This window comes from Ruminococcus sp., from assembly GCF_017549005.1.
Classification (GTDB): domain Bacteria; phylum Bacillota; class Clostridia; order Oscillospirales; family Ruminococcaceae; genus Ruminococcus.
The window spans coordinates 60156-84044 of record NZ_JAFYYT010000008.1 but is presented as its reverse complement, the minus strand read 5'-3'; the positions used below and the strand labels follow the sequence as shown (position 1 = coordinate 84044).

Genomic DNA, 23889 nt, shown 5'->3' with positions numbered 1-23889 from the left:
CTGTAAATTGTTTGAAATTACAATAAAATACTTGAAAAAGCATATGAATTATGATATAATTATTTATAAGTCCTTGCAGATGTGCAGATCACAGGTCTGTTCCCTGTGATGGGACGATCGTAACTTGATGTTATATATTCCAGCAAAAATCATTTGAGGTTAGAATTAATGATCGGATTTTACAATTATACGGTGATCCTTACATATATGAGCCTCGTTTCGTCGATAATAGGTATGTTCTTCGCGGCAGGCTACGGCGGAATGAGATCTCACCCCGAATATGCCATAATCTGTCTTATGATCTCGGGACTGTGTGATATGTTCGACGGTAAGGTCGCCCGTACAAAAAAAGACCGTACCGAAAGCGAGAAAAAGTTCGGTATACAGATAGATTCGCTGTGCGACGCCATATGCTTCGGCGTACTGCCTGCAATAATAGGCTATTCCATCGGCATGAGGGACTGGTGCGACCTGCCCATACTCATACTCTTCCCGCTGTGCGCTGTCATAAGGCTTGCGTACTTCAACGTGGCAGAGGAGGAAAGGCAGTCCAAGACCTCAGAGAACCGCAAGGTCTATGAGGGATTGCCCGTTACCAGCGTTGCGCTGATACTGCCGCTGATATACAGCTTCCACAAGGATATCGGCGACTGGTTCCCCGAGGTCTACGGCGGCTCGCTCCTTGTTATAGCTATCGCCTTTATCACCCGTTTCAAGGTGAAGAAGCCAAGCATGAAGACCATGCTCTGCTTCATCGGCGTGGGAGTCCTCGAGCTCATATGGATGCTCTATAAGACAAAAACCAAGTAAATCAGGCTGCCGCTTTATGCGGCAGCTTTCTTTTCCGCAATAAAAAGCTTTACAATATGCGTTTTATGCTGTATAATACAAGTATACGAAAAGGAGAGGACTATGAAAAAAAACATTTTATGCATATGCGTTTCCGCGGCGCTGCTCTGCTGCGGAGCTTCATGCGGAAGTCACCCTGTTTCAAATGAGGGAGTAAAGGCTTCTGTGGACGCAACGAGAAACAAGTCTGACGAGGAGCTTATATCCGAGATATCAGGCAAGTGGGAGACTACGACGGAGTACCTCGGCGGAGTTGAAAAGGACGAAAAGAACATAACAAAGAAAAGATTTGAGCTCACAAAGGACGGTAACGGCTTCTATTATACTCCCGGGGACGAAAAGCAGCTCATACGCTGGAAGGTAACGGCTGACGGAGGAATAGACGTCAATTTTGAGGATATGGGCGAAAAGATAGAGCATTTCGACTATATCGGCTACGACCTCAGCAAGAAAACGGAAACTCCAGACGGAGAGCTCGTTGAATGCTTCGGCAGGGTCGGGGATTTCACCAAGCCCGTACCTCAGTAAAGGAGAAATAACATGAAAAGGATAATATCACTGACACTTGCAGCGCTTCTTATGCTGATATTCGCAGTCAGCTGCGGAGAAAAGCGCGATCCGAAGTATATCGGCAAGTGGGAAGCTACGGGACTTACCGTTAACGGCGAGACTACGGAAAAATTCATGGGTATCCCTCTCGGGGCGCTGTTCCGCTTTGAGATAGAGGACAACGGAAAGGTAACATGGAAGTCCGCAGTAAATAACGACATAATAAACAACGCAAACGAAAATACCGAAATAAAGTGGAAAGAGACAGAGACAGACGTATTGCAGTTCACAGTAAAGGACCTCACGGGCAAGAACGACCCTGAGACAATGAATCTGAAATATAAGGACGGAAAACTCGTCATCGAGGAAAACGGCTCGTCGATAGACCTTGTAAAGGTGGACGAATTTACGGAGATAGACCCCGACGCTCTCAACGCCGCAGCAAGCGCGATACAGAATTTCGGTATAACGCAGTAAAAAAGGAGCATATATGAGAAGGATAATTTGTTTCAGCTTGTCAGCCGTCCTGCTTGCAGGAGTTTTCTGCGGCTGCGATAATAAGAAAAAGACGAACAACGACAATAACGGGCAGTCCGTTACAGAGGCTGTGACGACAACTGCTGTAAATACGGATAATATCGACAATACGGGAAAGCAGTTCCTCGGAAAGTGGGAGACCTACAAGGTCAAGGTCAACGGCGAGATATACGAGACTTTCTATGAGGACTATCTTCTCAGCTCAGTATGCAGACTTGAGATAACCGACGATAATAAGGCAAAATACTATGACAACCTCAATCCCCACGGAAAAGAGAGGGTCATGGAGTATAACTGGGGCATAACCGTTGACGAGGACGGAAACGACGTGCTCCATATGAGAAGCCCCGACGAGAGCTTTGACTGTACCGTAAGTCAGGGCGAAATGACCATGACTACCCCGTATTACGGCGATGAATCCGACGTTTACTATCTCCTGCCCGTAAGCGAGTTCACCTCTGTTGAGACTACTACAGAGGCAGGTCTCGACAAGGTGGATTACAGCAGGTTCATGGGCAAATGGGAAGCCACAGAGATAACTATGGGCGAAGAGGTCTATACCGATGCCCTCGGCGATTATCCCGTAAATGTGTCGTTCCAGCTTGAAATGAACAAGGACAATACCGCTTCCATGTCGATACTCAACTCCTCTCAGGTATATAAATGGGAACCCGAGAAAAAGGAGCAGCTTTACCTCTGGAGCGATATGGAGGGCTTTGTGATGAATATCAAGGGCGATACGCTTGTTCTTGACAATGAGAACAAGGAAAGCAGGTTCATTCTGAAGATGAAAAAGGTCGACAAATTTACGGAATATGACTTTGAGGCTGCTGCCACCGATATCCCCGATGAGAATATCCTCCTCGAACCCGAGGAAGAATCCACAACATGACCAAAAAGGACCGTTCAAAGCGGTCCTTTTTATTGTATAAGGGAGTTTTCGGCGTTTTTCTTTGACATTGTACTTTACGGGTGATATAATTATACTTGAAATAGTTTACCGGTTGCCGACGTTTGCAATTGCTGATAATACCAGTTTCTCAGCCTTTGAACGTCAAAAGTGTAACCAACATTTTAAAAGAAAAAGGGAATATGTATGAAAAATCGCATTGCCGCAGCCGTTCTGGGCGCTTTCCTCGCAGCTCCCCTTGTTACGGCTTGTTCAGACCATAACACCACCGACAACAGCGCTCCTGAGACGGTTACGGAGGCGACCTATTCGGCAGAGAACGAAACGACTGCAGAAAAGGTCACTTCCAAGCCGAAAAAGGACAATCCGGAGGATTTCGGGCAGCCTTCAGCCGTTTCCGAGCTGAACCGCCCTCAGTACCTGTATATGACCGATAAGGGCGAATACATCTATTTATCGGGAAAGGACGGCTCTGAAGAAGTGTATGTTCTCGACGACCGCAAGGGACATACCGAGGAGCTCCCGTTCCCCTCAAAGAGCCTTATGCTCCACACTGACGGAAGCAAGCTCTATTACTACGCTCCCGATAAGGGTATCTGCGAGTACAGGGACGGAAAGTCAAAGCCTCTCAGCGCAGAGACCGCAAGAAAGGACGATTCCGCACCTGAGCGTGATGAGTTTTACTTCACGGAGGACACTGTGTACTTCGCCTGCCCTGCTGACAGCGGCACGGTCATAAAGTCTATGGACTATTCGGGAAAGCTCTCGGACAAGAAGTACGAGCTTGAGTACAAAAATGCCCGTATAGTGGGAATTGCTGAGATAAACGGTAAAAAATCGCTTCTCTGCACCTATCGCATAAGCATTAATGAGCATATCCGCATTTTTGACGAAAAAGGCGGGTTCACCGAGATAAATTCGGGAAACAGCCCGTATATCGTGGGAGACAGCCTTTATTATATCAAAAATCAGCGACTTTGGCGCAGTACGCTTTCGGGCGGCAATGAGGAAGCTGTTACGGACAAGGGCTGCATAAGCTACTGCTTTTACAAGGATAAGCTGTACTGCGCGGTAACAGCAGGCGTATCCGTCGTTGACAAGGATGGAAAGACCGTGGAGATACTGAAAGCATCAGACCTTGAAAACACCGATTTCATCGACGGCGTCTGCACAGTCGGCGACAGGCTCTTTGTAAGCGGCGGCTCGGGAGCTTTCCGCCACAGTCTTGCGGAAATAGACGAAAACGGCAAGGTCGTGGACATGATACACTCCGACAAGTGATATGAGCGGAAACGAAGTGCTTGCGCTCCTGTTTCTGATATGTGTGGCAGCTTTTGCTGTATGGGTATACAGACGAGTCCGCAGACCTGATATAACAAAGCTTTTCACTGCAAAGACCATACTTACGGACAGAGAGTACGAGTTTTACAAGATCCTGAAGCCCCTCGCGGACGAGTACGGGCTCAGTATTTATACAAAGGTGAGGCTGGCGGACCTTATCGAGCCGAAGCCGAAAGCAGAAAATCCCTACTGGATGGAGTGCTTCAATAAAATAAAGGCAAAGCACATAGACTTTGCCCTTGCCGATGATGAAACAGCTATAGTAGCGCTTATAGAGCTGGACGATACTTCACATTCGCGCCCCGACCGTATCGAGAGAGACGACTTTGTGAACGCAGTCCTTGAAAATACAGGCTATACTCTCCTGAGAACCTACGGCGATCTTGATGTTATCAAGGAATTTCTAAGTATGTAGGAGCGGATATTATCCGTCCTTTATGACAGAATAACAGAAAAAGGACTGCTATAGCAGTCCTTTTGTTATATCTTTACCTTTTTCTGTATCATCATAATAGCGGCTAAGAGGAGGAGTCCCACTGATATCCATATAGTTCTCATGCCGAGCATAGCAGAAACAACTCCGCCGAAGCCTGCGCCTACAGCAAAAAACAGTATGATACCGAAGAAATGCAGGGACTTGTACAATGCGTCCCTGTTCTTATCACGGAGGAACTGCGAAAAGCTTTCCGTACCGCTTCTGAGGTTGCCTATGCACATGGTGCTTGCGTAGCCGTAACCCCTGACCGTTCTGAATGTCTGTACCTGCATGGCGCAGGCAAAGGATACCATCATATTCGCGGGCATATCAAGTGCCGATGGCATAAATCCCACAGCAGCGAGGACTATCATCTCGATGATAATGATTATCTGTCTCCAGTGGAGAGACTTTATATCCTTGTATTTGTTCTCTATCCTTTCGGCTATGAAAATACCAAGCGCAAAGGCGATAAGCGGACACATATAGCGCAGTCCCCTGTGTATTTCGCCTGTCATGAAGTTCTGACTCATGAGGACTACGTTTCCCGTCTGAGCGTTGGCAAATACTTTTCCCCTTATGTTATAGGTATATGCGTCCTGCAAGCCGCCCGAAAAGGACAATAATGCGCTTAATGCAAAGCTCTCCGATGTCTGCATATGTCTCTCCTGTTAAATAAGCCATAGTACGCGAGGAACGATGGCTTATAATGATTTTATGAAGTTTTTTTTATCAGAATACCATTTTAGCTTCAAGATAAGCAACGAGGTCGTTGATATTTACTCTTTCCTGCTGCATTGTGTCACGGTCGCGGACTGTTACGCAGTTGTCCTTTTCGAGAGTATCGAAGTCGTATGTGATGCAGAAAGGAGTTCCTATCTCGTCCTGACGGCGGTATCTCTTACCGATAGTACCTGCCTCGTCGAAGTCTACCATGAACTTCTTGGAAAGCATATCGTATACTTCCTCAGCCTTTGGCGAGAGCTTTTTTACCAGCGGAAGAACAGCAGCCTTGAAAGGAGCAAGTGCAGGGTGGAAGTGCATAACTGTTCTTGTTTCCTTCTTCTCGTTTCCGTCCTTGTCAGTGGAAACTATCTCTTCCTCGTCGTAAGCCTCGGTGACAACTGAGAGGAAGAGTCTCTCTACGCCGAGAGAAGGTTCGATAACGTAAGGGATATACTTCTCGTTTGTCTCGGGGTCGAAGTATTCAAGGGACTTGCCGCTTGTATTGATATGCTGGGTGAGGTCGTAGTCTGTTCTGTCTGCAACGCCCCAGAGCTCGCCCCAGCCGAATGGGAAGAGGTACTCGAAGTCTGTAGTTGCCTTTGAATAGAAGCAGAGCTCCTCCTTGTCGTGGTCACGGAGACGGAGATTCTCCTCCTTGAGACCCAGTGAGAGGAGGAAGTTCTTGCAGTAGCTTCTCCAGTAGTCGAACCATTCAAGGTCTGTACCCGGCTTGCAGAAGAATTCAAGCTCCATCTGCTCGAATTCACGTACACGGAAGATGAAGTTGCCGGGAGTTATCTCGTTACGGAAGGACTTACCTACCTGAGCAACACCGAATGGCACCTTTTTACGTGTAGTTCTCTGTATATTAGCGAAGTTTACGAAGATACCCTGTGCAGTTTCGGGACGGAGATAGAGCTCGGACTTGCTGTCCTCAGTAACGCCCTGGAATGTCTTGAACATAAGGTTGAACTGACGGATATCAGTGAAGTTCTGCTTGCCGCAGTTAGGGCAGGTAATGCCTTTTTCCTTTATGTAGTTCATCATCTGCTCGTTTGACCAGCCTGCAACGTTTGTGCCGTCGAAGTCCTCGATGAGGTTGTCCGCACGGTGACGTGTCTTGCACTCCTTACAGTCCATGAGGGGGTCTGAGAAACCGCCGATATGTCCCGAAGCGACCCAAGTCTGTGGGTTCATGAGGATAGCGGAGTCAAGACCTACGTTGTACTTGTTCTCCTGTACGAATTTTTTCATCCATGCTCTCTTGATGTTGTTCTTGAGCTCAACGCCGAGAGGGCCGTAGTCCCATGTATTTGCAAGACCGCCGTAGATCTCGGAGCCCGGGTAAACAAAGCCCTTTGATTTACAAAGGTCAACGATCTTATCCATTACTTTTTCATTGTTTTTAAGCATAATAAGCAACCTCGCTTTTATTTTATAATAGTCACATAATATTGTACCGCAAACGCGCGAAAAAGTCAAGAGTAATCATGATTTAGGGAGCTTTTTAAAGTTTTTCCCGCATTTCGGCGGAAAAAACAGTGATATTCAGCCTGTATTCAATGAAATGTCAGGCATTTTTGCAGGTAACGCCGCAAGCAAAAACAGCGCAGATAAACTGCGCTGTGATGTATCAGTCTAAGTCGTTTTGATAAACCAAGCTCCATTCTCCGCCGTTTTCACGCTTGAGGCAGAACTCGACACTTTGGGACATAAAGTCTTCATAAAAGAAGTAACCGTTTTTTATCTTTGGAGTTATAATGATCCGCTCAGAATTATCAAAGTCTGAAAAGAAATGGCTCTGTTCGTTTTCTTCAAATTGAAGTTCCTGAAGCCAGCGATTATTATCAGCTTCATTATTGCGGAAAAAATCCTTGCATATTTCCATAGCGTCGTATACTTCTTCCTTACTGAGAGTTTCCGTTTTAATTATATGTTTCCATGTGAAAGTTGCATGAGGTCCCTTTGTGAACGGACCTAAGAACCAGATAACGGCAACTGAAGCGGCAGCAGCAAGGATAATTTTCAGAACGGCTTTTTTTATTTTCCATTTTATCATCAGTACCACAGCGATAACTATTGCGATCACCGCAGGTACAGGCAGATATAACAGAATAATTCCCATTGCATTTTTTACAGCGTCCATTCGGAGACCTCCTTATCGTATCATTTTTCTTCTTTTTTATTGGTATCGCTGAGAAACTCCGCGATTATGTATCTCGGGCGCTGCTTGACCTCGGCGTATATCTTGCCGATGTACTCGCCGATGATACCGAGACAGAACAGCTGCAGGCCGCCTATGAGCCATATGGAGCATATCGTACTTGACCAGCCAAGCTCAGTATAGCCGAATATCTTAGTGATAAACGCCCATACAAATGCAAAGAAGCTTGCGACGGACATGATGAGTCCGAGAGCTGTGATCAGCTTCAGGGGCTTAGTGCTGAACGAGGTTATACCGTTCACGGCAAAGGCGAGCATTTTTTTCAGGGGATACTTGCTTTCGCCTGCGGCTCTTTCGTGGCGCTCGTAGTATACCTTGCAGTTCTGGAAGCCGATAAGGGGTACCATTCCGCGGAGGAAGAGGTTTACTTCCTTGAAATTGGCGAGCTCCTGCAGGACTCTCCTGCTCATGAGACGGAAGTCCGCGTGGTTATAGACCACGTCCGCGCCCATTACCTTCATGAACTTGTAAAAGCCCTCGGCGGTGAACTTCTTGAAGAAGGTATCGGTATCCCTTGCGCTTCTCACGCCGTAGACCACCTGATTGCCCTCGTAGTATTTCTTGACCATTTCGTCGATGGTATTGATATCGTCCTGCAGGTCTGCGTCCATAGTAATGCACATATCGCAGATATCCTTTACTGTCATGAGACCTGCGAGAACGGCGTTCTGATGGCCGCTGTTGTGGGCGAGATCTATACCCGAAAAGAGGTTCGGCCAGGCTTCATGGATCTCCTTTATGATTCTCCATGTCTCGTCGGAAGAGCCGTCGTTTACGAAGACAATGCGGCTTTCGGGAGAAATGAGCTTTTCCGCCATAAGTGAATTGTATTTGTTTCTGAGCTGTTCCGCAGTCTGTCTGAGCACTTCATGCTCGTTATAGCACGGAACTACCATATATAATATTTCGGGCGAATCCATAATTATTCCTTTCCTTTTATGAGTAATTAGTGATCAGTGCATAGTAATCGGCAGACAACGCCGCCTCGGCGTTCCGAAATAAACATCAGCATTGCAGGGGCTGCCTCCGGCAGTCCGCTTTAACGCCGCAATAACAATAATAAAAGTATATCACAACAGGATAAATATGTCAATATAGGGCGTTCTGTGCCATAAAAGCTGTCAGTTCCTTTACAGAAAGACTTTTCACGTAAAAAAGGGGCGCACACTGTGCGCCCCTACATAGTTCTTAGTTCTTAGCTCTTAGTTCTTCTTACTTCTTTTCGGAATTGATGAACATATCGTATATCCTGCGGATAGCCTCGGGGAGGTCGTTCTCGCTTACGCCGATGATTACGTTGAGCTCGCTGGAGCCCTGGTCAATCATCTTTACGTTGATGCGCGCATGAGCCATAGAAGCGAAGATACGTGCAACGGTACCTCTTGTGTTCTTCATTCTGCGTCCGACTACAGCGAGGAGAGCTATACCGTCCTCTATCTCGAGGTGGTCGGGATCAACTGCCTTGCGGAGGTCTGCGAGCACCTTGTCGCGTACAGGATCGAGCTTTTCCGTGCTTACGGTAATGCTCATGGTATCGATACCAGAGGGCATATGCTCGAAGGAAAGACCGTTGTCATAGAGCACCTTGAGTACCTTCATACCGAAGCCTGTCTCGTTGTTCATCATAGCCTTTTCGATATTGATAGTGCTGAAGCCCTTCTTGCCTGCGATACCTGTGATAGTATGCTTTACGCTTTCCCTGCTGAAATCGAAATCGTTGCCGACGATCATAGTACCTGCGTCCTCGGGAGCATTGGTATTTCTGATATTTATCGGTATATCTGCCGAGCGGACAGGGAAAATAGCGTCCTCGTGGAGCACGGAGGCTCCCATGTAAGCCAGCTCGCGGAGTTCACGGTATGTGATGACCTCGATAACATCGGGCTTGTCAACTATTCTCGGGTCTGCAACGAGGAATCCCGAAACGTCGGTCCAGTTCTCGTATATCTCGGCTTTGACCGCGTTTGCGATGATAGAGCCTGTAACGTCCGAGCCGCCGCGTGAAAATGTCTTTATGAAGCCCTCTGTAGTTCTTCCGTAGAAGCCCGGGATAACTGCATTGTCCAGTCCCTTCAGCCTTTCGCGTACAGCCTTTACTGTCTCGTCCAGGAGAAGGACTCCGTTCGTATCGAATATTATAACATCAGCAGCGTCAACGAAGTTGAAGCCGAGGTAATTTGCGAGGACCTTACCGTTGAGGTACTCGCCGCGGCTTGCTGCGAAATCCTTTGCAGGGCGGTTCTTGAGCTCCTTAACGATAGCGTCGAACTCATCGTCGAGGGACATATCCATGCCGAGCTCGGAAATAATGCCGTTGTAGCGGTCCCTGATGACCTGGAAATCCTTTGAGAAGTCCATGCCGCTGCCTGCGAGCTCGCTGCACTTATAGAGCATATCTGTTATTTTTATATCGTCGGAAAAGCGCTTTCCGGGAGCTGACGGAACAACGTATCTGCGCTTGTCGTCGCTCTTTATGATAGCTGCGACCTTTCTGAACTGGTTGGCGTCTGCAAGGGAGCTTCCGCCGAACTTAACGACTTTATTATTCATATATATCATTCCTTTATAACATTGATAATTTTATAGCAATATCTATTATATGCCTTTTTGTTCCTGAAATCAATTGACAGAAAGCCAAAATTAGGCGAATGGCAAACTGTATTTTTGGTGAATACGCTTGTACGCCACTGACGGACAGCTTTGGGGCGAAGATATGCGGAGTTTAACTCCGCATATTATTGATATTTTTATTCGTATTTCCTGCTGTTCTCGCTGTGCAGCATGAGGCTGAACACCGTACACACCGCAACTCCCGCGAAGCCGAGGAAAGCAAGGAACACAGCCGCTCCCGAGCCCTTTTCGCTGCCGAACAGCGATACAAGGAAGCTTCCGTCCGTCTGCCGTGACATAAGCGGCTCAAAGAACCTGTCGATGAGAGCTCCGCCCGTCAGGTAGCCTATGGGTATGGTGAAAAACTGCAAGGTATTGCGGCAGGCGTACACGCGCCCCTGCATTTCCGCAGGTATAGTGCTTCTGAGTATAACGTCAAGATTTGCGCCCATATACGGTATGAAAAGCCAGCCGAGGACTGCTCCTGTGCACCATACTACAGGCGAACCGCTGAATGCAAGGAGGAAATTCTCCGTGCTCATTGAGCAGAACAGCGAAAGGCATATAGCTTTTACGCGGTTTTTCGGGGCAGGAGTCGCAGAAGCAATGAAGCTCCCTGCAAAAGCCGCAGCTCCCGCGCAGAAGTTAACTGCGCCGAGAACGTTCCTGCCTCCTGCCGCCCTTGACAGTACCATAGGCGACAGTGCCGCATTATAAGCCGAAGCTATGAGGTTTATGCCTGACAGAAAGAATATCAGTTTAAGTATGAGCGGATTTGCTTTCAGCCATGAGAGTCCTGCCTTTGCCGAGGAAATAAGGGATTCCCTGTCTTTTTCCCCGTTTTTCGGTTCAGGTATCGGTATGAACAGCAGAAGCGTTATGAAAGCTGCCGAAAACGTGACAAGGTCAACAGCTATAACTGCCGATATACCGCCGAATGCAAACAGCGGAGTTGCCAGTACAGGGGTGAGGATAGTATTGAGCGACTGCGAAAGAGACCGCAGAGCCCCTGTTTTCTGGTAGTGCTCCTTTGGTATCAGCTGAGTTGCCGCGACTTCGCTTGCAGGCTGCTGAACAGTGTTCATAAGCCCGTTCAAAGCGTTTATCACGTATAAATGCCACGGCTGAAGAGCGCCTGACTTTATAAGCAGGAATGCCGCTGTTGTAGTGAGCGCGGCGAAGAGGTCGCACACGAGCATGGTGCGCTTTTTGTTCCATTTATCGCTCAGCGCTCCTGCGAATATGCTCATCGCCACATACGGCGCATATGAGCATACGGTGAGCAGGGCGGTTTTCAGAGCCGAGCCGCTGCTCATGTAGAGCCACAGCACCAGTGCATAGCTGGTCATTGAGCTTCCGAGAGTAGAAAGTGACTGTGTGCTCCACAGCAGGAGATATGTTTTTAATTGTTTTATTCCGTTTTTCATTTGACTTTGCTCCTTTTTGATGTATAATGTCAAAAATGCAAAGCCAGAGGGGGAAAGCCGTTAGCCATCAGGTTTTTCTCCATGCAGTTCCCTCAGACCTTGCATGGAGCTTCATCAATCGTCAGCTTCACAGCTGCTCACCTTCCTTTATTTTACGAAGTTTGCCTTGATTATCGTATATCCGTAGGGCTTTACCGTAATAGTATCGTCCATATATTCGCCGTAGAATGGCTGTATATCGCTGTAGCGCGAGAGTATTCCGCTGATATTTCCGAGCTGTACCGTATCGCTGCTCCTGTTGATGAAGAAGATATACTCCTGTTTCTGTCCCTTACGCGCAAAGCCGATAAGACGGCTGTCGTGGGTCTCCTTTTCGTTTATGACGAAGAATATCATTCCGTCGCGCATACTCGGTATGGACTTTCTTACGCGGCTGAGCTCGGAAACGTATTCGATAAGGTCTGTATCCTCATTTCCCCAGGGGTAGCAGCGGCGGTTGAATGGGTCTTTATAGCCCTGAAGTCCTGCCTCGTCGCCGTAGTATATACTCGGTACACCGGGGAGGAAGAACTGTATAGCCATAGCTGCCTTGAGCATTTCCTTTCCGTGCTCATACTGCTCGGGTGTGAGGTAGCGCTCTGCCATCCACTCCTTGCTCTTGCCCTCGCAGTCGTCGCCTGCAAGGCGGTTGATAGCGCGCTCGATATCATGAGTGGAGACAAAGTTCATAAGTACGTCGATAGTCGGCTTAGGGTAGTGTTCGACGATCGTCATTACCGTGTTGATGAAATCGACAGGCTTGCCGCCTTTTATGAAGTTCATGATAGCTTCGCGGAACGGGTAGTTCATTACCGAGTCGAGCTGGTCGCCGAGAAGATAGCGGCGCTTTATGCCGTAGCTCTCCTTATTTGTGGCGTCCTCCCATACCTCGCCGATTATGACCTTGCTGCTGTCGTAATCCTTGACGCATTTTCTCAGATTTCCCAGGAACTTGTCGGGGAGCTCGTCTGCAACGTCAAGACGGTAGCCTGCGGCGCCTCTGTCCAGCCAGTAGCGCAGAACGCCTTCGTCGCCGCAGATATATTCAGTATAGTCCTCATTGTTCTCGAAAACATTGGGGAGAGTATCTATTCCCCACCACGCCTCGTACACGTCGGGGAATTCGATGAAGCTGTACCAGTCGTAATAGGGGCTTTCCTGTGACTGATAAGCGCCGAGATCCGGATAGCGTCCGTACTTGTTGAAGTAAACGCTGTCCGCGCCCGTATGTGAGAAAACTCCGTCAAGAACTATGGATATGCCGAAGCTTTCGGCAGCCTTGCAGAGCTCCTCGAACTCCTCGTTGGTACCGAGAAGAGGGTCTGCCTTCATGTAGTTTGCCGTATTGTAGCGGTGGTTTTCGTGAGCCTCAAAGATAGGATTGAGGTAGATGCAGGTAACTCCCAGTCCCTTCAGGTAAGGGAGCTTTGACTTTATACCCTCGAAATCTCCGCCGAAGTAGTCGTTGTTCCATACGTGACCGTTCTCGTCGGGCTTGTAGAGCGGAGTTCCGCCCCAGTCGTCGCGGAGGATACGGCCCTCGGGGATATTCTCCTTAGGCTTGCCGCTGTTGCAGAAACGGTCGGGGAAAATCTGGTACATAACGCCGCCCTTGAGGAAATCAGGGGTCTCATAGGTGCTGTTGTAGACCGTCAGCTGGAACATCTCTCCTGCGTCAAGTCCGCCCTCATGGATATTTATCCTCTTGATATAGTGGCGCGTACCGCCCTCGGTGTACGAGAAATAGTAGAAATGAACGTCGGTATATCTTGCATTGTACTCAGCCGAGTATGCAATGCAGTCCTCTTCCTCCTCCACTGAGTTCATGGTGATAAAGCGCTCCTTGAAGCCTGTTCGGAAGAGCACCAGTACAGGAGAATAGTCGGGACGGACGTTCTTCGGCAGCCTTATGGTGAAGCGGCAGGTCTCATACTGCCTTACAGCGCCGAATATGGATTTATACATGGGATCCCAGGTGTCATATAAAGGTTTCATTTAAAACACTCCGTTTATCGGTATTTTTTATCTGAGGTGCCAGATATTTTCTGCATATTCCGTAACAGCACGGTCTGCTGAGAAAATACCTGCGCCTGCGATATTGTTCAGGGACATCTTAGCCCATTTGAGCTTGTCGTTGTAGCACTGTGTGATATAGTGCTGAGCCTTTCTGTAGCTGTCAAAATCAGCGAGTACCATGTAAGGATCGTTGTTTTTCAGCGAATTTGCCACATCGTTGAAGGTGCAGCCGTTTATGCCGTGGTACATACGGTCGATAGCCTCGCGTATGCGCGGGTCGTAGTTGTAGCAGTCATTGGGGTGATAGCCCCTGTATCTGAGTTCGTTGACCTGCGGTGTGGTCATGCCGAAGATAACGATATTATCGTCGCCGCAGGCTTCCTTTATCTCGATGTTGGCGCCGTCGAGAGTACCGAGGGTAACGGCTCCGTTGAGCATGAGCTTCATATTGCCTGTTCCCGAAGCTTCTGTTCCTGCAAGGGATATCTGCTCGGAAACATCAGATGCAGGCATGAGGTGCTCTGAGAGAGTTACGCAGTAATTCTCAAGGAATACCACTGCAAGCTTCTCGCTTATCTTGGGGTTGCGCTTTATTTCCTCGGATATAGCCCATATCATCTTGATTATCTGCTTTGCAAGGTAGTAGCCGGGAGCAGCCTTTGCCGCGAAGATATAGGTCTTTGGCGTAAAGGGAGCGTCCGGGTCGTTGAGGAGATAAGCGTAGTCAGTGAGTATATTCATGACGTTGAGGTGCTGTCTCTTGTATTCGTGGAGACGCTTTACCTGCACGTCGAAAATGCTGTTGGTATTGAGCTCTATGCCCGATTCAGCCTTGACGTACTTCGCAAAGGCTTCCTTGTTTTCCTTCTTGACAGCCATGAGCTTCTCGAGAACTTCCTTATCGTCCTGGAACTTCCTGAAATTCTCAAGCTCTGCGCCGTCCTTGATGAACTTGGGACCGATAGTGTCCGTAAGGAGCTTTGTAAGGGCAGGATTTGACTGATACAGCCATCTTCTGTATGCGATACCGTTTGTTACGTTCTTGAACTTTTCGGGAGTATGCTCGAATTCCTCATGGAAAACGGACTGCTTGATTATCTCGGAATGGAGCTTCGATACGCCGTTTACGCTGTGTGAAGCCGCAACGCAGAGAGTAGCCATGTGTATCTGATTGTCCTTGACGATGGACATACGTGAGGTCTTTGCACAGTCGTCGCCGTTCCACTCTGCGAGAGACTGGCAGTAGCGGTTGTTTATCTCGATGATGATGGAGAAAATTCTCGGGATTATCTGCTTTACGAGGTTAACGTCCCATTTTTCGAGAGCTTCTGCCATAACTGTATGGTTGGTATATGCGAATGTCCTTGTGACGATATCCCATGATTTTTCCCAGCTGTAGCCGCAGTCGTCAAGGAGTATCCTCATGAGCTCGGGGATAGCAAGAGTCGGGTGGGTATCGTTTATGTGTATGGCGACCTTGTCCGCCAGGTTTTCGAGAGTACCGTATACAGCCATATGAGCGCTTACGATGTCGCCTATGGAAGCCGCGCAGAGGAAGTACTGCTGACGCAGGCGGAGACTCTTTCCCTCCAGGTGGTTGTCGTTTGGATAAAGCACTTTAGAAATAGCGTTTGCCACAGAGTTCTGAGCGAGAGCCGCTTCGTAGTTGCCGCTGTTGAACATCTCCATGTTGAAGTTCGGAGCCTTTGCCGACCACAGACGGAGCACTGAAACTCCCTCCGAGCCGTAGCCCGAAACGTACAGGTCATACGGAGTTGCAACTACCGTGTTGTAGTTCACATGAGAGATATAGTGGTACTGGTTGTCCCAGTATTCCTGGAGATCGCCCTCAAAGTGGACGTCTATGGAGAGCTCGGGCTTAGGAACGAGCCATACCGAGCCGCCGGGGAGCCAGTTGTCGGGGAGCTCTGTCTGCCAGCCGTCCTCGAGCTTCTGCTGGAAGATTCCGTACTCATAGCATAAGGAATATCCCATTGCAGGAAAAGCCATGGTCGCGAGACCGTCGAGATAGCAGGCTGCAAGTCTGCCGAGGCCGCCGTTTCCGAGGCCTGCGTCGGGCTCCATCTTGTATATCTTCTCAAGGTTTATATCATAGGGCTTGAGCATTTCCTTTATTCCGTCGGCAAGCTCAAGATTGTAGATGCTGGTCTTGAGGGAGCGTCCCATGAGGAACTCCATCGAAAGGTAGTATATCTGCTTGCCGCCCACAGAGCTGGTATGATTTATGAAGCTTTGCCTCTTTGCACCAAGTATCTCGACTATCAGTGAGGAGAGAACATGGTAAACCTGTTTGTCTGAAGCTTCTTCGGGAGAAACGCTGTATAAAAGCTGGAGCTTTCTCGGAAACTCTTCTTTGATCTTGTCCATCAGAGGATTTGCTTTTTTAGTAGCCATAAATTATCTCCAATCTGCCGCAGGACGGCTTTATTACTGCTCGTATAATATCCTCGGATTTTACTACCTGCTTTCGGAAAACAGCGGAAAATCCCTCTACGAACAGTATACACATTCATTATACTATGAAAAAAAGTTTTTTTCAAGTGCATTAATATACAAATATTTGTCAACGAAATTTATATATTGCGGATAACGACAAAACAAATAGTTTTATATGCGGAAACAAGGAAGATGATGATTGTGCAATTTGTGCAAAACGAGGTCCGCACCATATATGATATGCACATACGGGACGAAAAAACAGGAGTGAGAACGGCTTACATATATTTAAAAAATAAAACTTAGAAATATTCAAAAAAATATTTGAAATTTGTATAAATATGTGATATAATAGTAAAGTGGTCATAAAAATATGACCGGAAAAGTGTAGAAATAAAAAGACAACAAAAGAAAACGTAAAGGTGATGTAAAATGGAAAAGGAAAAACGCTTCTCAATACTTAAATTTGTTCTTATCGCGCTTAGCATAATTCTGATCGTATTGTCGATCATTATCAATATTGCGTTCTCGGGCGGAAAGACCCCGAAGCTCTTCGGCAGATACGTCTATGTGGTCAGAGAGACCGACAACATGGGCGACAGCGTTACGGAGGGAGCTGCACTTCTTGCGGCTGACGCAAAGAACGAGACCATATCAAAGGGCGATATCGTCCTCTGTTATCCTGCGGACGCTCCCGAGACGCTCAAGGTGCTCAGTATCTTCGACATAGTTACTGCCGATGACGGTACTCAGAAGTACATTACCGCAGACGCAACGAAGGTCGGAAGTGAAGAGTCCATTACAAAGGACAAGATACTTGCAAAATGTACGGGCTACAATCAGAGTCTCGGCATAGGTTCGTTCATTAAGTTCGCTTCGGGAATAAAGGGCATATTCGCACTTCTCGTGCTCCCCTGTGTACTTCTTGTGATATTCTTCATCGCAAAGATAGCTTCTTCAAAGGGCGACGATGACGAGGACTTCGGCTTCTATGAGTACGACGAGAAGGAAAAGGAGAGAGCAGTTTCCGAGAGCAGGAAGAATCTCCATGAAAAGAATGCAAATCCTCTCTTTGAACCATCACAGGAGATTCAGCCGAGCAATGAGCTCGAGCGCAAGAAGATGTCCATAGCCGAGAACTTCAGCCAGAAGAAGGTTAATCCCGATTCTCCTTACCAGAAGGAAAAGGAGCGTACAATGCAGTTCAAGGCACAGCGCAGCGCCGAGAGTACATTTGCTGCAAAGAACGTGGGCGGTTCATCATCTACAGCTCCCACAGCCGACGCACTGAGAGAAGAAATGCTCAGAAAGACAGCCGAGGCAGAGCGCGAGCGCACAGGTTCATTCAGCGTAAAGGCAGCAGCTGCGGCTTCTGCTTCCACAGCGGCAGTAAATACAAATACAGCTCAGAGACCTGCAGTCTCAGAGCCGGTAACAGATAACACCGGTATCCTTTCAAAGAGCCAGCTTGCGGAAATGTCAAGGAACGACGTTCCCAAGACAACTCCTCTCAGAAGCCAGTCTGCTCCTTCAGCAGCAGCTCCTAAGCCGAAGAAGAGCAGCACACCTGATATTTCGGATATCATCGACAAGAGCGAGCGCAACGAAAAGAAGAAGTCGCCGTCAAATATGTCCGTAGACGACCTCATCAAGATGATAGAGGAAGAAAAGAAGAAACTTTGATAAAACCAAAGGCAGACCGCAGGTCTGCCTTTTTTGCAGGCACTTCTCCGCAGGCGACGATTTTTATATATTCTTCTTGACACAATGGTGAAAATATGTTAAAATATGACATAATATTCCGTTATGATAATTAAGGAGGTAATTATTATGTTTTGCAAACACTGTGGAACTCAGATCCCCGACGGTTCTGAGACTTGTCCCTCATGCGGAGGAGCCCTGACGAAAAATGCTGCACCGAAAGCAGAAGCTACGGCGCAGGCAGCCGCTCCCCAGCAGACGGCAAATGCAGCTAACGCAGGCGCTTCCGTAAAGGAGCTTGCTGATTCGGTAACAGACCTCGCAGCTCAGAAGACAGCAGGACTTCCTCTTGCTCTCATAGCAAAGGTCTGCGTGCTTGTGGCGCTTTTAGCGTTTTTCCTGCCGTTCGTTTCGGTATCCTGTACTCAGGACAAGTCCATAAAGGAGAATTATTCGGGAGTCCGTCTTATGTTCAGCATTGAAAAGAAGGACGACTCTGTTATGTCAAATTCTGAATCCAAGTCAGACCCGAAGCCGAATATCTTCCTTATTGCAGCGTTCGGCGGCGGAATTGCAGCAGCTGTGATGATCTTCACAAAGAAAAATCTCAAGCTTGCTTCTATAGTCAGCGGAATTTCCGCACTTGTTCTGCTTCTTTTCAGGGTATCGTTCCGCAGTTACTATGATTTCCCGAAAGAATATGCGAAATACATAAAGGTCAAATCGAAATTCGGACTATTGCTGTGTCTGCTGATGCTATTGGCGACAGCCGCGGCGTGCTATCTGGAGACTAAGAACGCACAGCCTGCGGTAAGCGGTGCAGAACCGCCCGTATTGCCGCCGACGCCTCCGCCCCCTGCGGAACAGCCAGCACCACCCACAGAACAGCCGCCCTCACAGAGCAGTAACATATAAACAGTAAAGCCGCAGTAAAAACTGCGGCTTTTATTGAACTATATCATGTTGGCTGGGGCTGTTCCCTTATTTTCTTACCTTGTCCGCAATGGCCATGACAACAGGTGTGAGGACTGCTGCTACAGGCCATATTATCCACGATCTGCCCCAGTCGTTGGTAATAAAGCTGTAAGCGAGATATACTGCAACGATAATGCACCAGTATAAGGAAACAGGTCCCGATGTTTTGTTTGTGCGCTCTTTTTTCTGCCTTGAGAAGTCGTCCTCCTCAAGAAGACGCTTGTATCCGCCCATTTTTATGGACACATGGACTATAAGTCCCACGCCGACAGCGATGGCTCCGAACATTATCATCAGCGAGAGGGCTTCACAGAAACTGCTCTCGGGAAATACCTCTGTGAAAACTATTAAGGGTATGAATGAGACTATGAAAAGGATAACGCCTGTGATAAGGAAGAGGGTATGCTTTGTCTCGAATTTTGCCTTTTTCTCGTTTACCATGCCCGAAACGCCGTATTCGGTGTCGATACCCTCCTTTTCGAGGTACTCGTAGCGCTTTATCTGCTTGCCCGAGGTAATGAACAGGCCCACTGCAATGGCTACCATTATAAACATGAGCGGTACTCCGATGATACCGGGTGCTCCAATAAAGGGCTCGAAAATATCTAAAAGTATAATGGGCAGACAGCAACATATGCACAGGACAACTCCTATGGGAGTGCGTAATGAGCGCTTTTCGTTCACTTCAAGGAATGTATTCGCTTCTTCCATTGATACCTTGCGGAGAGGCGGCTCGGTCTCTACGGCAGCTTCGGCGGCTGCGGCAGGAGCTTCGGTGAGCTCGATACTGTCTTTAAGGAGGGTGTCTGTGCTGACATTGAATATTTCAGCGAGCTGCAATATACGGTTGAGGTCGGGAGTTGACTGAGCGCCCTCCCATTTTGATATTGACTGGCGGCTCACACCGAGCTTCTCGGCAAGCTCTTCCTGAGACATACCTGCCTTTTTTCTTAGTTCGATTATCTTGTCTGCGAGTATCATATTTATATCCTCCGTTGAGTTTTTTCTGCGGAAACATTTTCGTTTTCCATGTTCTTATTCTAACATTTCGGGCGGTTACATACAAGCAACTCTGCTTTACAATTTGTCAATCGCCGGTTGCGATCCGCTGTTTTTCGGGCATTTCAAAGTTGCAACCAAAAAAATCATATCAGAATATTGCATTTATAAAAAAAGTGTGATACAATAAATATATAAATTTTATCGAAAGAAGGTATCCCCTATGGAGATCAAAAAAGGTGTAAAAGAAGCTGTAGAATTTGTTGAGAAAAAAACAGGCATAGACCTTCCCGATGAGAAGATCGAAAAGACAGTTTCAAAGGTAGCAACCAAGGACAATCTTGAAAAAGCAAAGGAAATGGTCAGCAAGGTGGCTACCAAGGAGAATATTGAAAAGGTCAAGGACAAGGTCGGCGACATTGTCGAGAAGATCAAGAAGTGATCGTGCAAAGAGGCATTTTCAGAATGAAAGTGCCTCTTTTTTATAAAGATCAAGCAAAAGGGAGCTCTTATGAAGAAAATACTTGAAGCCATAAAGGAAATAAGTCCGTTCAGATTTTTCATGCTGACAGTGGCAGGAGCGGTCAACGCTTTCGGCATAACCCTGTTCCTTATGCCTGTAAAGCTCTATGACAGCGGAATTTCGGGAACTTCCATGCTGCTGGCTCAGGTAACGCCCGAAGCGCTTTCGCTGTCTGTGTTCCTGATAGTCCTCAATATACCGCTGTTTCTGTACGGACTTAAAAAGCAGGGACTGAGCTTTACCGTGTCGGCGATATATACCGTAGCCGTATACTCGATGATGTCGTGGTTGATCACTGATGTTCTGCCCATAGATGTGAGCATAGCCTCACCGCTTGCAGGTACGGACCTGCTGCTGTGCGCTCTGTTCGGCGGCGTGATATCGGGCGTCGGCAGCGGTCTTGCCATACGCTTCGGCGGAGCTATGGACGGCATGGAAGTAATGGCGGTAATATTTGCCAAGCGCCTCGGACTGTCCGTCGGCACGTTTGTCATGGTCTACAACGTCATACTTTATATCATCTGCGGAGCTGTCATACACAGCTGGATACTGCCCCTTTACTCCATAGTGACCTACGGAGCGGCGCTGAAAACCGTGGATTATATAGTAGACGGACTTCAGCGTGAAAAGGCGGCGATGATAATAACAGCCTGTCCCGACAAAATAAAAAAGGAGCTTATGGCGCAGTTCGGCTGCGGAATGACGCTCATTAAGGCAGTCGGCGGCTATTCGGGAGAGGAACGCACGGTTCTGTATTTTGTGGTGAACCGTTTCCAGGTCATGAAAATGAAGGATATAGTGCAGAAAATAGACCCTCTTGCATACATAACCCTTACTGAAGTTGCGGATATTTTCTCCGTCAACCAGGATAAAACGTAAGCGTTAAGGTGATAAAAGCACCCGCTTTTGAAATGCTCAGAGCGGTTTCCTCTCAAAAAGAAGCACGGGATATCCCTCGTAATAGGGCTTTACTATCTCGGGGTGCTCGTCTGCATAGGCGAATATCTTATCTGCAAGCCCGTCCTTCAGCAGTCCAACGAGCTCCGACAGAGGGCGGTGGTACAGCTCGTCGCATATGGAAGCAAAGGTTATGGCTCGCCTGCCGCCCACTTCCATGATACGATAGGGCCATATGCGGCAGTCGAAGGGCTTCTCGTCGCCCAGCATACAGCCGTTTTCCGTGAGCGCAGGGCATGAGAACAGCTCGTCGCCCCTGAGCTCGCCCACTCTGAATATATAGCCGCCGTCCTTGGTGACAAACTGCACCTCAGGACGGGCGGCTTTTATTTTTTCGCAGAGCTCCGCAGTAAATACGGGAGTCTCCCATACGTCGTAGCGGTCGAAGATACAGCACAGCCTGCATTTCGCACAGGCTTCGCTGCTGAGTATCTTTTTCAGCATAGTCAGGCTCCTTTCACATGAAAAGACTTAGCAGGAAAGCCGCTCCCGAAGCTGCAAGAGCAACAACTATCAGCGGCATCTCAAAGAATGCGAGCAGCAGAGCAACTGCCGTGCCTGCCGCGGCTGTCCACATATTATGGGTGGTGTAGAAAATTGCGGGGATAGTCATCGCGGAAAGCACCGCATAGGGGATATAGTACAGAAAGCTCCTGAAAAAACGGGACTTTATCTTTTTCCGGAAGAAAGTGAAAGGTATCATTCTTATGAGGTAGGTCACGCCTGCCATAACGGCGATATATACAGCTAAACTCACTGTGCAGCTCCCTCCTCTCCGTCCTTGACGGGGAATATGAGAGCCGCAAGCATTGAAGCTGCGATCGCGGAAATAATAATAGCAAATCCTTCGCTTATCACAGGCAGCGCATACCTGAACATAACGCTGAGAGCAGCTGCGATAACTGCCGCAAAGAGCACTCCGTGCTGTTTTTTTGCAGGCGGAATGACGATAGCTATGAACATTCCGTACAGAACTATCTCCATAGCCATGCTCACAGACGCGGGAAGAAGCTCACCTGCCGCTGCTCCGAGAGCTGTTCCCGTTATCCAGCCTGCGGCGGAAATGAATATCATTCCGTACATATACGCAGGGGTAAGAGGCTCTTTCTGCGCCGAGCAGACAGCGAATATCTCGTCTGTAATGCCGTATGAGGCGAGAAGCCTGTGGGGCGTAGTAAAGTACCTGTCAAGCTTCTGCGAAAGTGAAAGCGCCATAAGGGAGTAGCGGATATTGATAGTCAGCTGGAGCAGTATCATTTCAATGATAGCTCCGCCTGCCGCAATAACGTCAAGACCTGCCTTCTGCCCTGCGGAAGTAAGGTTAGTTGCGGATATGACCGAAGCCTGAAATACGGAAAGTCCTGCCTTGTTGACCGCAAGGATGCCGAATCCGAAAGAAACTGAAAGATATCCCAGACAAATAGGGATACCGTGGGACATTCCGCGCAAAAATCTGCTTTTCAAAAATATTCCTCCGATGTACCGCTCCTCTGTGGGAGCGATATAATACTTTACGAAAAAACGGGCTTAATGCCCGTTTTTACATATCATTCCTGTTTTCGAGCGCCTTGAACAGCGTTACCTCGTCGGCGTACTCGAGTATACCGCCCACCGGCAGTCCGAAAGCGAGGCGGGTGACCTTAATGCCCATTGGCTTTAGCAGGCCTGCGATATACATAGCGGTAGCGTCGCCCTCCACTGTGGGATTAGTTGCCATAATGACCTCGTTCACGCCGCCCTCCGCAATTCTTGCGAGGAGCTCCTTTACGCGGAGCTTATCGGGAGTAATGCCGTCCATAGGCGATAAAAGGCCATGAAGAACGTGATACACGCCGCCGTACTCTCTTGTACGCTCGAAGGCTGTGACGTCCTTTGGGTTCTCGACGACGCAGATAATGCTCCTGTCGCGCTGAGGATCGTCGCAGATAGGGCAAATATCCCTTTCCGTGAGGTTCTGGCAGCATTTGCAGCAGTGAACGTTTTTCTTTGCGTCTATGAGAGCCTTTGCGAAGTCCTCCACAGCTTCCGTATCCATAGACATGACATGGTAAGCGAGCCTCTGTGCCGATTTCATGCCGATACCGGGGAGAGAAGCGAACTTCTCGGCCAGTATGACCAATGGGAGCGCGTTGTGGTCAGCCATTATTTATCAGAAAAGGCCGGGGAGAGAAACTCCGCCAGTGATCTTGCCCATTTCGCTTTCTGTTGTGGACTCAACGTTGTTTACAGCTTCATTTACAGCGCTGATGATGAGATCCTGGAGCATATCTATATCGTTAGGGTCAACGACTTCGGGCTTGAGAGTAAGAGACTTGATAGTCTTCTTGCCTGTTATAGTAACTTCAACAGCTCCGCCGCCTGCTGTGGCAGAGAAATCTCTTGCTTCGATATCTTCCTGGAGCTCAGTGATCTGATCCTGCATTTTCTGAGCCTGCTTGATCATCTGATTCATGTTCTGAGCGCCGCCGCCGTTGATATTCTTTGGTATTCTTGCTTTCATTTTAAATTCTCCTTTGAAAAAATGGTTTCTTTTAAAAATTTTATATCAAGCAAAGTTATATTTGCTTTTGAAGC

Annotated in this window: 24 protein-coding genes; 10 read left to right on the top strand and 14 right to left on the bottom strand. The window is 48.0% G+C overall.

The window, feature by feature from the left end; translation table 11 throughout:
• The first annotated feature begins 168 nt into the window (after window positions 1–168).
• From IKW96_RS04115 to IKW96_RS04090, 6 genes are all read left to right on the top strand, one after another.
• The gene (locus tag IKW96_RS04115; protein ID WP_296570667.1) at window positions 169–810 is read left to right on the top strand and encodes a CDP-alcohol phosphatidyltransferase family protein; all 642 of its coding nucleotides are present in this window, start codon (window positions 169–171) and stop codon (window positions 808–810) included.
• Between the two features lie 102 nt (window positions 811–912).
• A complete protein-coding gene (locus tag IKW96_RS04110; protein WP_296570664.1) occupies window positions 913–1377 on the top strand; it encodes a hypothetical protein in 465 nt (154 codons plus the stop codon).
• Window positions 1378–1389: 12 nt separating this feature from the next.
• Window positions 1390–1875, top strand: a complete 486-nt coding sequence (locus IKW96_RS04105; RefSeq protein ID WP_296570661.1) for a hypothetical protein — start codon at window positions 1390–1392, stop codon at window positions 1873–1875.
• Between the two features lie 13 nt (window positions 1876–1888).
• Window positions 1889–2827, top strand: coding sequence for a hypothetical protein (locus IKW96_RS04100; RefSeq protein WP_296570658.1), 939 nt, complete (start codon window positions 1889–1891; stop codon window positions 2825–2827).
• Window positions 2828–3031: 204 nt separating this feature from the next.
• On the top strand, window positions 3032–4126 hold the full coding sequence (locus tag IKW96_RS04095) for a hypothetical protein (RefSeq protein WP_296570655.1): 1095 nt from the start codon (window positions 3032–3034) through the stop codon (window positions 4124–4126).
• A 1-nt stretch (window position 4127) separates the two neighbouring features.
• Window positions 4128–4601, top strand: a complete 474-nt coding sequence (locus IKW96_RS04090) for a DUF2726 domain-containing protein (RefSeq protein WP_296570653.1) — start codon at window positions 4128–4130, stop codon at window positions 4599–4601.
• 65 nt (window positions 4602–4666) lie between these two features.
• On the opposite strand, the gene IKW96_RS04085 is transcribed toward IKW96_RS04090, so the two are convergent.
• The 8 genes from IKW96_RS04085 to IKW96_RS04050 all read right to left on the bottom strand — a co-directional run bounded on the left by IKW96_RS04085 (window position 4667) and on the right by IKW96_RS04050 (window position 16118).
• A complete protein-coding gene (locus IKW96_RS04085; protein ID WP_296570650.1) occupies window positions 4667–5320 on the bottom strand; it encodes a YoaK family protein in 654 nt (217 codons plus the stop codon).
• A 73-nt stretch (window positions 5321–5393) separates the two neighbouring features.
• On the bottom strand, window positions 5394–6800 hold the full coding sequence (locus IKW96_RS04080) for a glycine--tRNA ligase (RefSeq protein ID WP_294753979.1): 1407 nt from the start codon (window positions 6798–6800) through the stop codon (window positions 5394–5396).
• 220 nt (window positions 6801–7020) lie between these two features.
• Window positions 7021–7533: a hypothetical protein gene (locus IKW96_RS04075; protein WP_296570647.1), complete on the bottom strand. Its 513-nt coding sequence runs from the start codon at window positions 7531–7533 to the stop codon at window positions 7021–7023.
• A gap of 20 nt (window positions 7534–7553) precedes the next feature.
• Window positions 7554–8531 carry a glycosyltransferase family 2 protein gene (locus IKW96_RS04070; RefSeq protein WP_296570644.1) on the bottom strand — a complete coding sequence of 326 codons (978 nt, stop codon included), beginning with the start codon at window positions 8529–8531 and terminating at the stop codon, window positions 7554–7556.
• Between the two features lie 292 nt (window positions 8532–8823).
• The gene (locus IKW96_RS04065; RefSeq protein ID WP_296570639.1) at window positions 8824–10161 is read right to left on the bottom strand and encodes an aspartate kinase; all 1338 of its coding nucleotides are present in this window, start codon (window positions 10159–10161) and stop codon (window positions 8824–8826) included.
• Window positions 10162–10358: 197 nt separating this feature from the next.
• On the bottom strand, window positions 10359–11648 hold the full coding sequence (locus IKW96_RS04060) for an MFS transporter (RefSeq protein ID WP_296570636.1): 1290 nt from the start codon (window positions 11646–11648) through the stop codon (window positions 10359–10361).
• Between the two features lie 147 nt (window positions 11649–11795).
• Window positions 11796–13682: a glycoside hydrolase family 13 protein gene (locus IKW96_RS04055; RefSeq protein WP_296570633.1), complete on the bottom strand. Its 1887-nt coding sequence runs from the start codon at window positions 13680–13682 to the stop codon at window positions 11796–11798.
• 27 nt (window positions 13683–13709) lie between these two features.
• Window positions 13710–16118: a glycogen/starch/alpha-glucan phosphorylase gene (locus IKW96_RS04050; RefSeq protein WP_296570630.1), complete on the bottom strand. Its 2409-nt coding sequence runs from the start codon at window positions 16116–16118 to the stop codon at window positions 13710–13712.
• A gap of 474 nt (window positions 16119–16592) precedes the next feature.
• Here IKW96_RS04050 and IKW96_RS04045 point away from each other — a divergent pair, with 474 nt between their 5' ends.
• Complete coding sequence (locus IKW96_RS04045) at window positions 16593–17843, top strand: hypothetical protein (RefSeq protein ID WP_296570627.1); 1251 nt, start codon at window positions 16593–16595, stop codon at window positions 17841–17843.
• A gap of 147 nt (window positions 17844–17990) precedes the next feature.
• On the top strand, window positions 17991–18776 hold the full coding sequence (locus IKW96_RS04040) for a zinc ribbon domain-containing protein (protein ID WP_296570624.1): 786 nt from the start codon (window positions 17991–17993) through the stop codon (window positions 18774–18776).
• A gap of 66 nt (window positions 18777–18842) precedes the next feature.
• On the opposite strand, the gene IKW96_RS04035 is transcribed toward IKW96_RS04040, so the two are convergent.
• Window positions 18843–19817, bottom strand: a complete 975-nt coding sequence (locus tag IKW96_RS04035; protein WP_296570621.1) for a helix-turn-helix transcriptional regulator — start codon at window positions 19815–19817, stop codon at window positions 18843–18845.
• Between the two features lie 241 nt (window positions 19818–20058).
• Here IKW96_RS04035 and IKW96_RS04030 point away from each other — a divergent pair, with 241 nt between their 5' ends.
• Window positions 20059–20277, top strand: a complete 219-nt coding sequence (locus tag IKW96_RS04030) for a hypothetical protein (protein ID WP_296570618.1) — start codon at window positions 20059–20061, stop codon at window positions 20275–20277.
• 69 nt (window positions 20278–20346) lie between these two features.
• On the top strand, window positions 20347–21237 hold the full coding sequence (locus tag IKW96_RS04025) for a YitT family protein (RefSeq protein ID WP_296570614.1): 891 nt from the start codon (window positions 20347–20349) through the stop codon (window positions 21235–21237).
• Between the two features lie 36 nt (window positions 21238–21273).
• On the opposite strand, the gene IKW96_RS04020 is transcribed toward IKW96_RS04025, so the two are convergent.
• From IKW96_RS04020 to IKW96_RS04000, 5 genes are all read right to left on the bottom strand, one after another.
• The gene (locus tag IKW96_RS04020; RefSeq protein WP_296570611.1) at window positions 21274–21759 is read right to left on the bottom strand and encodes a hypothetical protein; all 486 of its coding nucleotides are present in this window, start codon (window positions 21757–21759) and stop codon (window positions 21274–21276) included.
• A 13-nt stretch (window positions 21760–21772) separates the two neighbouring features.
• A complete protein-coding gene (locus tag IKW96_RS04015; protein WP_296570608.1) occupies window positions 21773–22072 on the bottom strand; it encodes an AzlD domain-containing protein in 300 nt (99 codons plus the stop codon).
• Entirely contained in the window at window positions 22069–22779 is a 711-nt protein-coding gene (locus tag IKW96_RS04010; protein WP_296570605.1) for an AzlC family ABC transporter permease, read from the bottom strand. Before IKW96_RS04010 ends, IKW96_RS04015 begins: the two co-directional genes overlap by 4 nt.
• Window positions 22780–22855: 76 nt before the next feature.
• Window positions 22856–23458 carry a recombination mediator RecR gene (gene recR, locus IKW96_RS04005; RefSeq protein ID WP_296570602.1) on the bottom strand — a complete coding sequence of 201 codons (603 nt, stop codon included), beginning with the start codon at window positions 23456–23458 and terminating at the stop codon, window positions 22856–22858.
• 6 nt (window positions 23459–23464) lie between these two features.
• On the bottom strand, window positions 23465–23815 hold the full coding sequence (locus IKW96_RS04000; RefSeq protein WP_296570599.1) for a YbaB/EbfC family nucleoid-associated protein: 351 nt from the start codon (window positions 23813–23815) through the stop codon (window positions 23465–23467).
• Window positions 23816–23889 lie beyond the last annotated feature (74 nt).

What these genes read in the sequence shown, in the direction of transcription:
- IKW96_RS04115 (WP_296570667.1), top strand. Translation starts at nt 169, where the DNA reads ATGATCGGATTTTACAATTATACGGTGATCCTTACATATATGAGCCTC.
- IKW96_RS04110 (WP_296570664.1), top strand. Translation starts at nt 913, where the DNA reads ATGAAAAAAAACATTTTATGCATATGCGTTTCCGCGGCGCTGCTCTGC.
- IKW96_RS04105 (WP_296570661.1), top strand. Translation starts at nt 1,390, where the DNA reads ATGAAAAGGATAATATCACTGACACTTGCAGCGCTTCTTATGCTGATA.
- IKW96_RS04100 (WP_296570658.1), top strand. Translation starts at nt 1,889, where the DNA reads ATGAGAAGGATAATTTGTTTCAGCTTGTCAGCCGTCCTGCTTGCAGGA.
- IKW96_RS04095 (WP_296570655.1), top strand. Translation starts at nt 3,032, where the DNA reads ATGAAAAATCGCATTGCCGCAGCCGTTCTGGGCGCTTTCCTCGCAGCT.
- IKW96_RS04090 (WP_296570653.1), top strand. Translation starts at nt 4,128, where the DNA reads ATGAGCGGAAACGAAGTGCTTGCGCTCCTGTTTCTGATATGTGTGGCA.
- IKW96_RS04085 (WP_296570650.1), bottom strand. Translation starts at nt 5,320, where the DNA reads ATGCAGACATCGGAGAGCTTTGCATTAAGCGCATTATTGTCCTTTTCG.
- IKW96_RS04080 (WP_294753979.1), bottom strand. Translation starts at nt 6,800, where the DNA reads ATGCTTAAAAACAATGAAAAAGTAATGGATAAGATCGTTGACCTTTGT.
- IKW96_RS04075 (WP_296570647.1), bottom strand. Translation starts at nt 7,533, where the DNA reads ATGGACGCTGTAAAAAATGCAATGGGAATTATTCTGTTATATCTGCCT.
- IKW96_RS04070 (WP_296570644.1), bottom strand. Translation starts at nt 8,531, where the DNA reads ATGGATTCGCCCGAAATATTATATATGGTAGTTCCGTGCTATAACGAG.
- IKW96_RS04065 (WP_296570639.1), bottom strand. Translation starts at nt 10,161, where the DNA reads ATGAATAATAAAGTCGTTAAGTTCGGCGGAAGCTCCCTTGCAGACGCC.
- IKW96_RS04060 (WP_296570636.1), bottom strand. Translation starts at nt 11,648, where the DNA reads ATGAAAAACGGAATAAAACAATTAAAAACATATCTCCTGCTGTGGAGC.
- IKW96_RS04055 (WP_296570633.1), bottom strand. Translation starts at nt 13,682, where the DNA reads ATGAAACCTTTATATGACACCTGGGATCCCATGTATAAATCCATATTC.
- IKW96_RS04050 (WP_296570630.1), bottom strand. Translation starts at nt 16,118, where the DNA reads ATGGCTACTAAAAAAGCAAATCCTCTGATGGACAAGATCAAAGAAGAG.
- IKW96_RS04045 (WP_296570627.1), top strand. Translation starts at nt 16,593, where the DNA reads ATGGAAAAGGAAAAACGCTTCTCAATACTTAAATTTGTTCTTATCGCG.
- IKW96_RS04040 (WP_296570624.1), top strand. Translation starts at nt 17,991, where the DNA reads ATGTTTTGCAAACACTGTGGAACTCAGATCCCCGACGGTTCTGAGACT.
- IKW96_RS04035 (WP_296570621.1), bottom strand. Translation starts at nt 19,817, where the DNA reads ATGATACTCGCAGACAAGATAATCGAACTAAGAAAAAAGGCAGGTATG.
- IKW96_RS04030 (WP_296570618.1), top strand. Translation starts at nt 20,059, where the DNA reads ATGGAGATCAAAAAAGGTGTAAAAGAAGCTGTAGAATTTGTTGAGAAA.
- IKW96_RS04025 (WP_296570614.1), top strand. Translation starts at nt 20,347, where the DNA reads ATGAAGAAAATACTTGAAGCCATAAAGGAAATAAGTCCGTTCAGATTT.
- IKW96_RS04020 (WP_296570611.1), bottom strand. Translation starts at nt 21,759, where the DNA reads ATGCTGAAAAAGATACTCAGCAGCGAAGCCTGTGCGAAATGCAGGCTG.
- recR (WP_296570602.1), bottom strand. Translation starts at nt 23,458, where the DNA reads ATGGCTGACCACAACGCGCTCCCATTGGTCATACTGGCCGAGAAGTTC.
- IKW96_RS04000 (WP_296570599.1), bottom strand. Translation starts at nt 23,815, where the DNA reads ATGAAAGCAAGAATACCAAAGAATATCAACGGCGGCGGCGCTCAGAAC.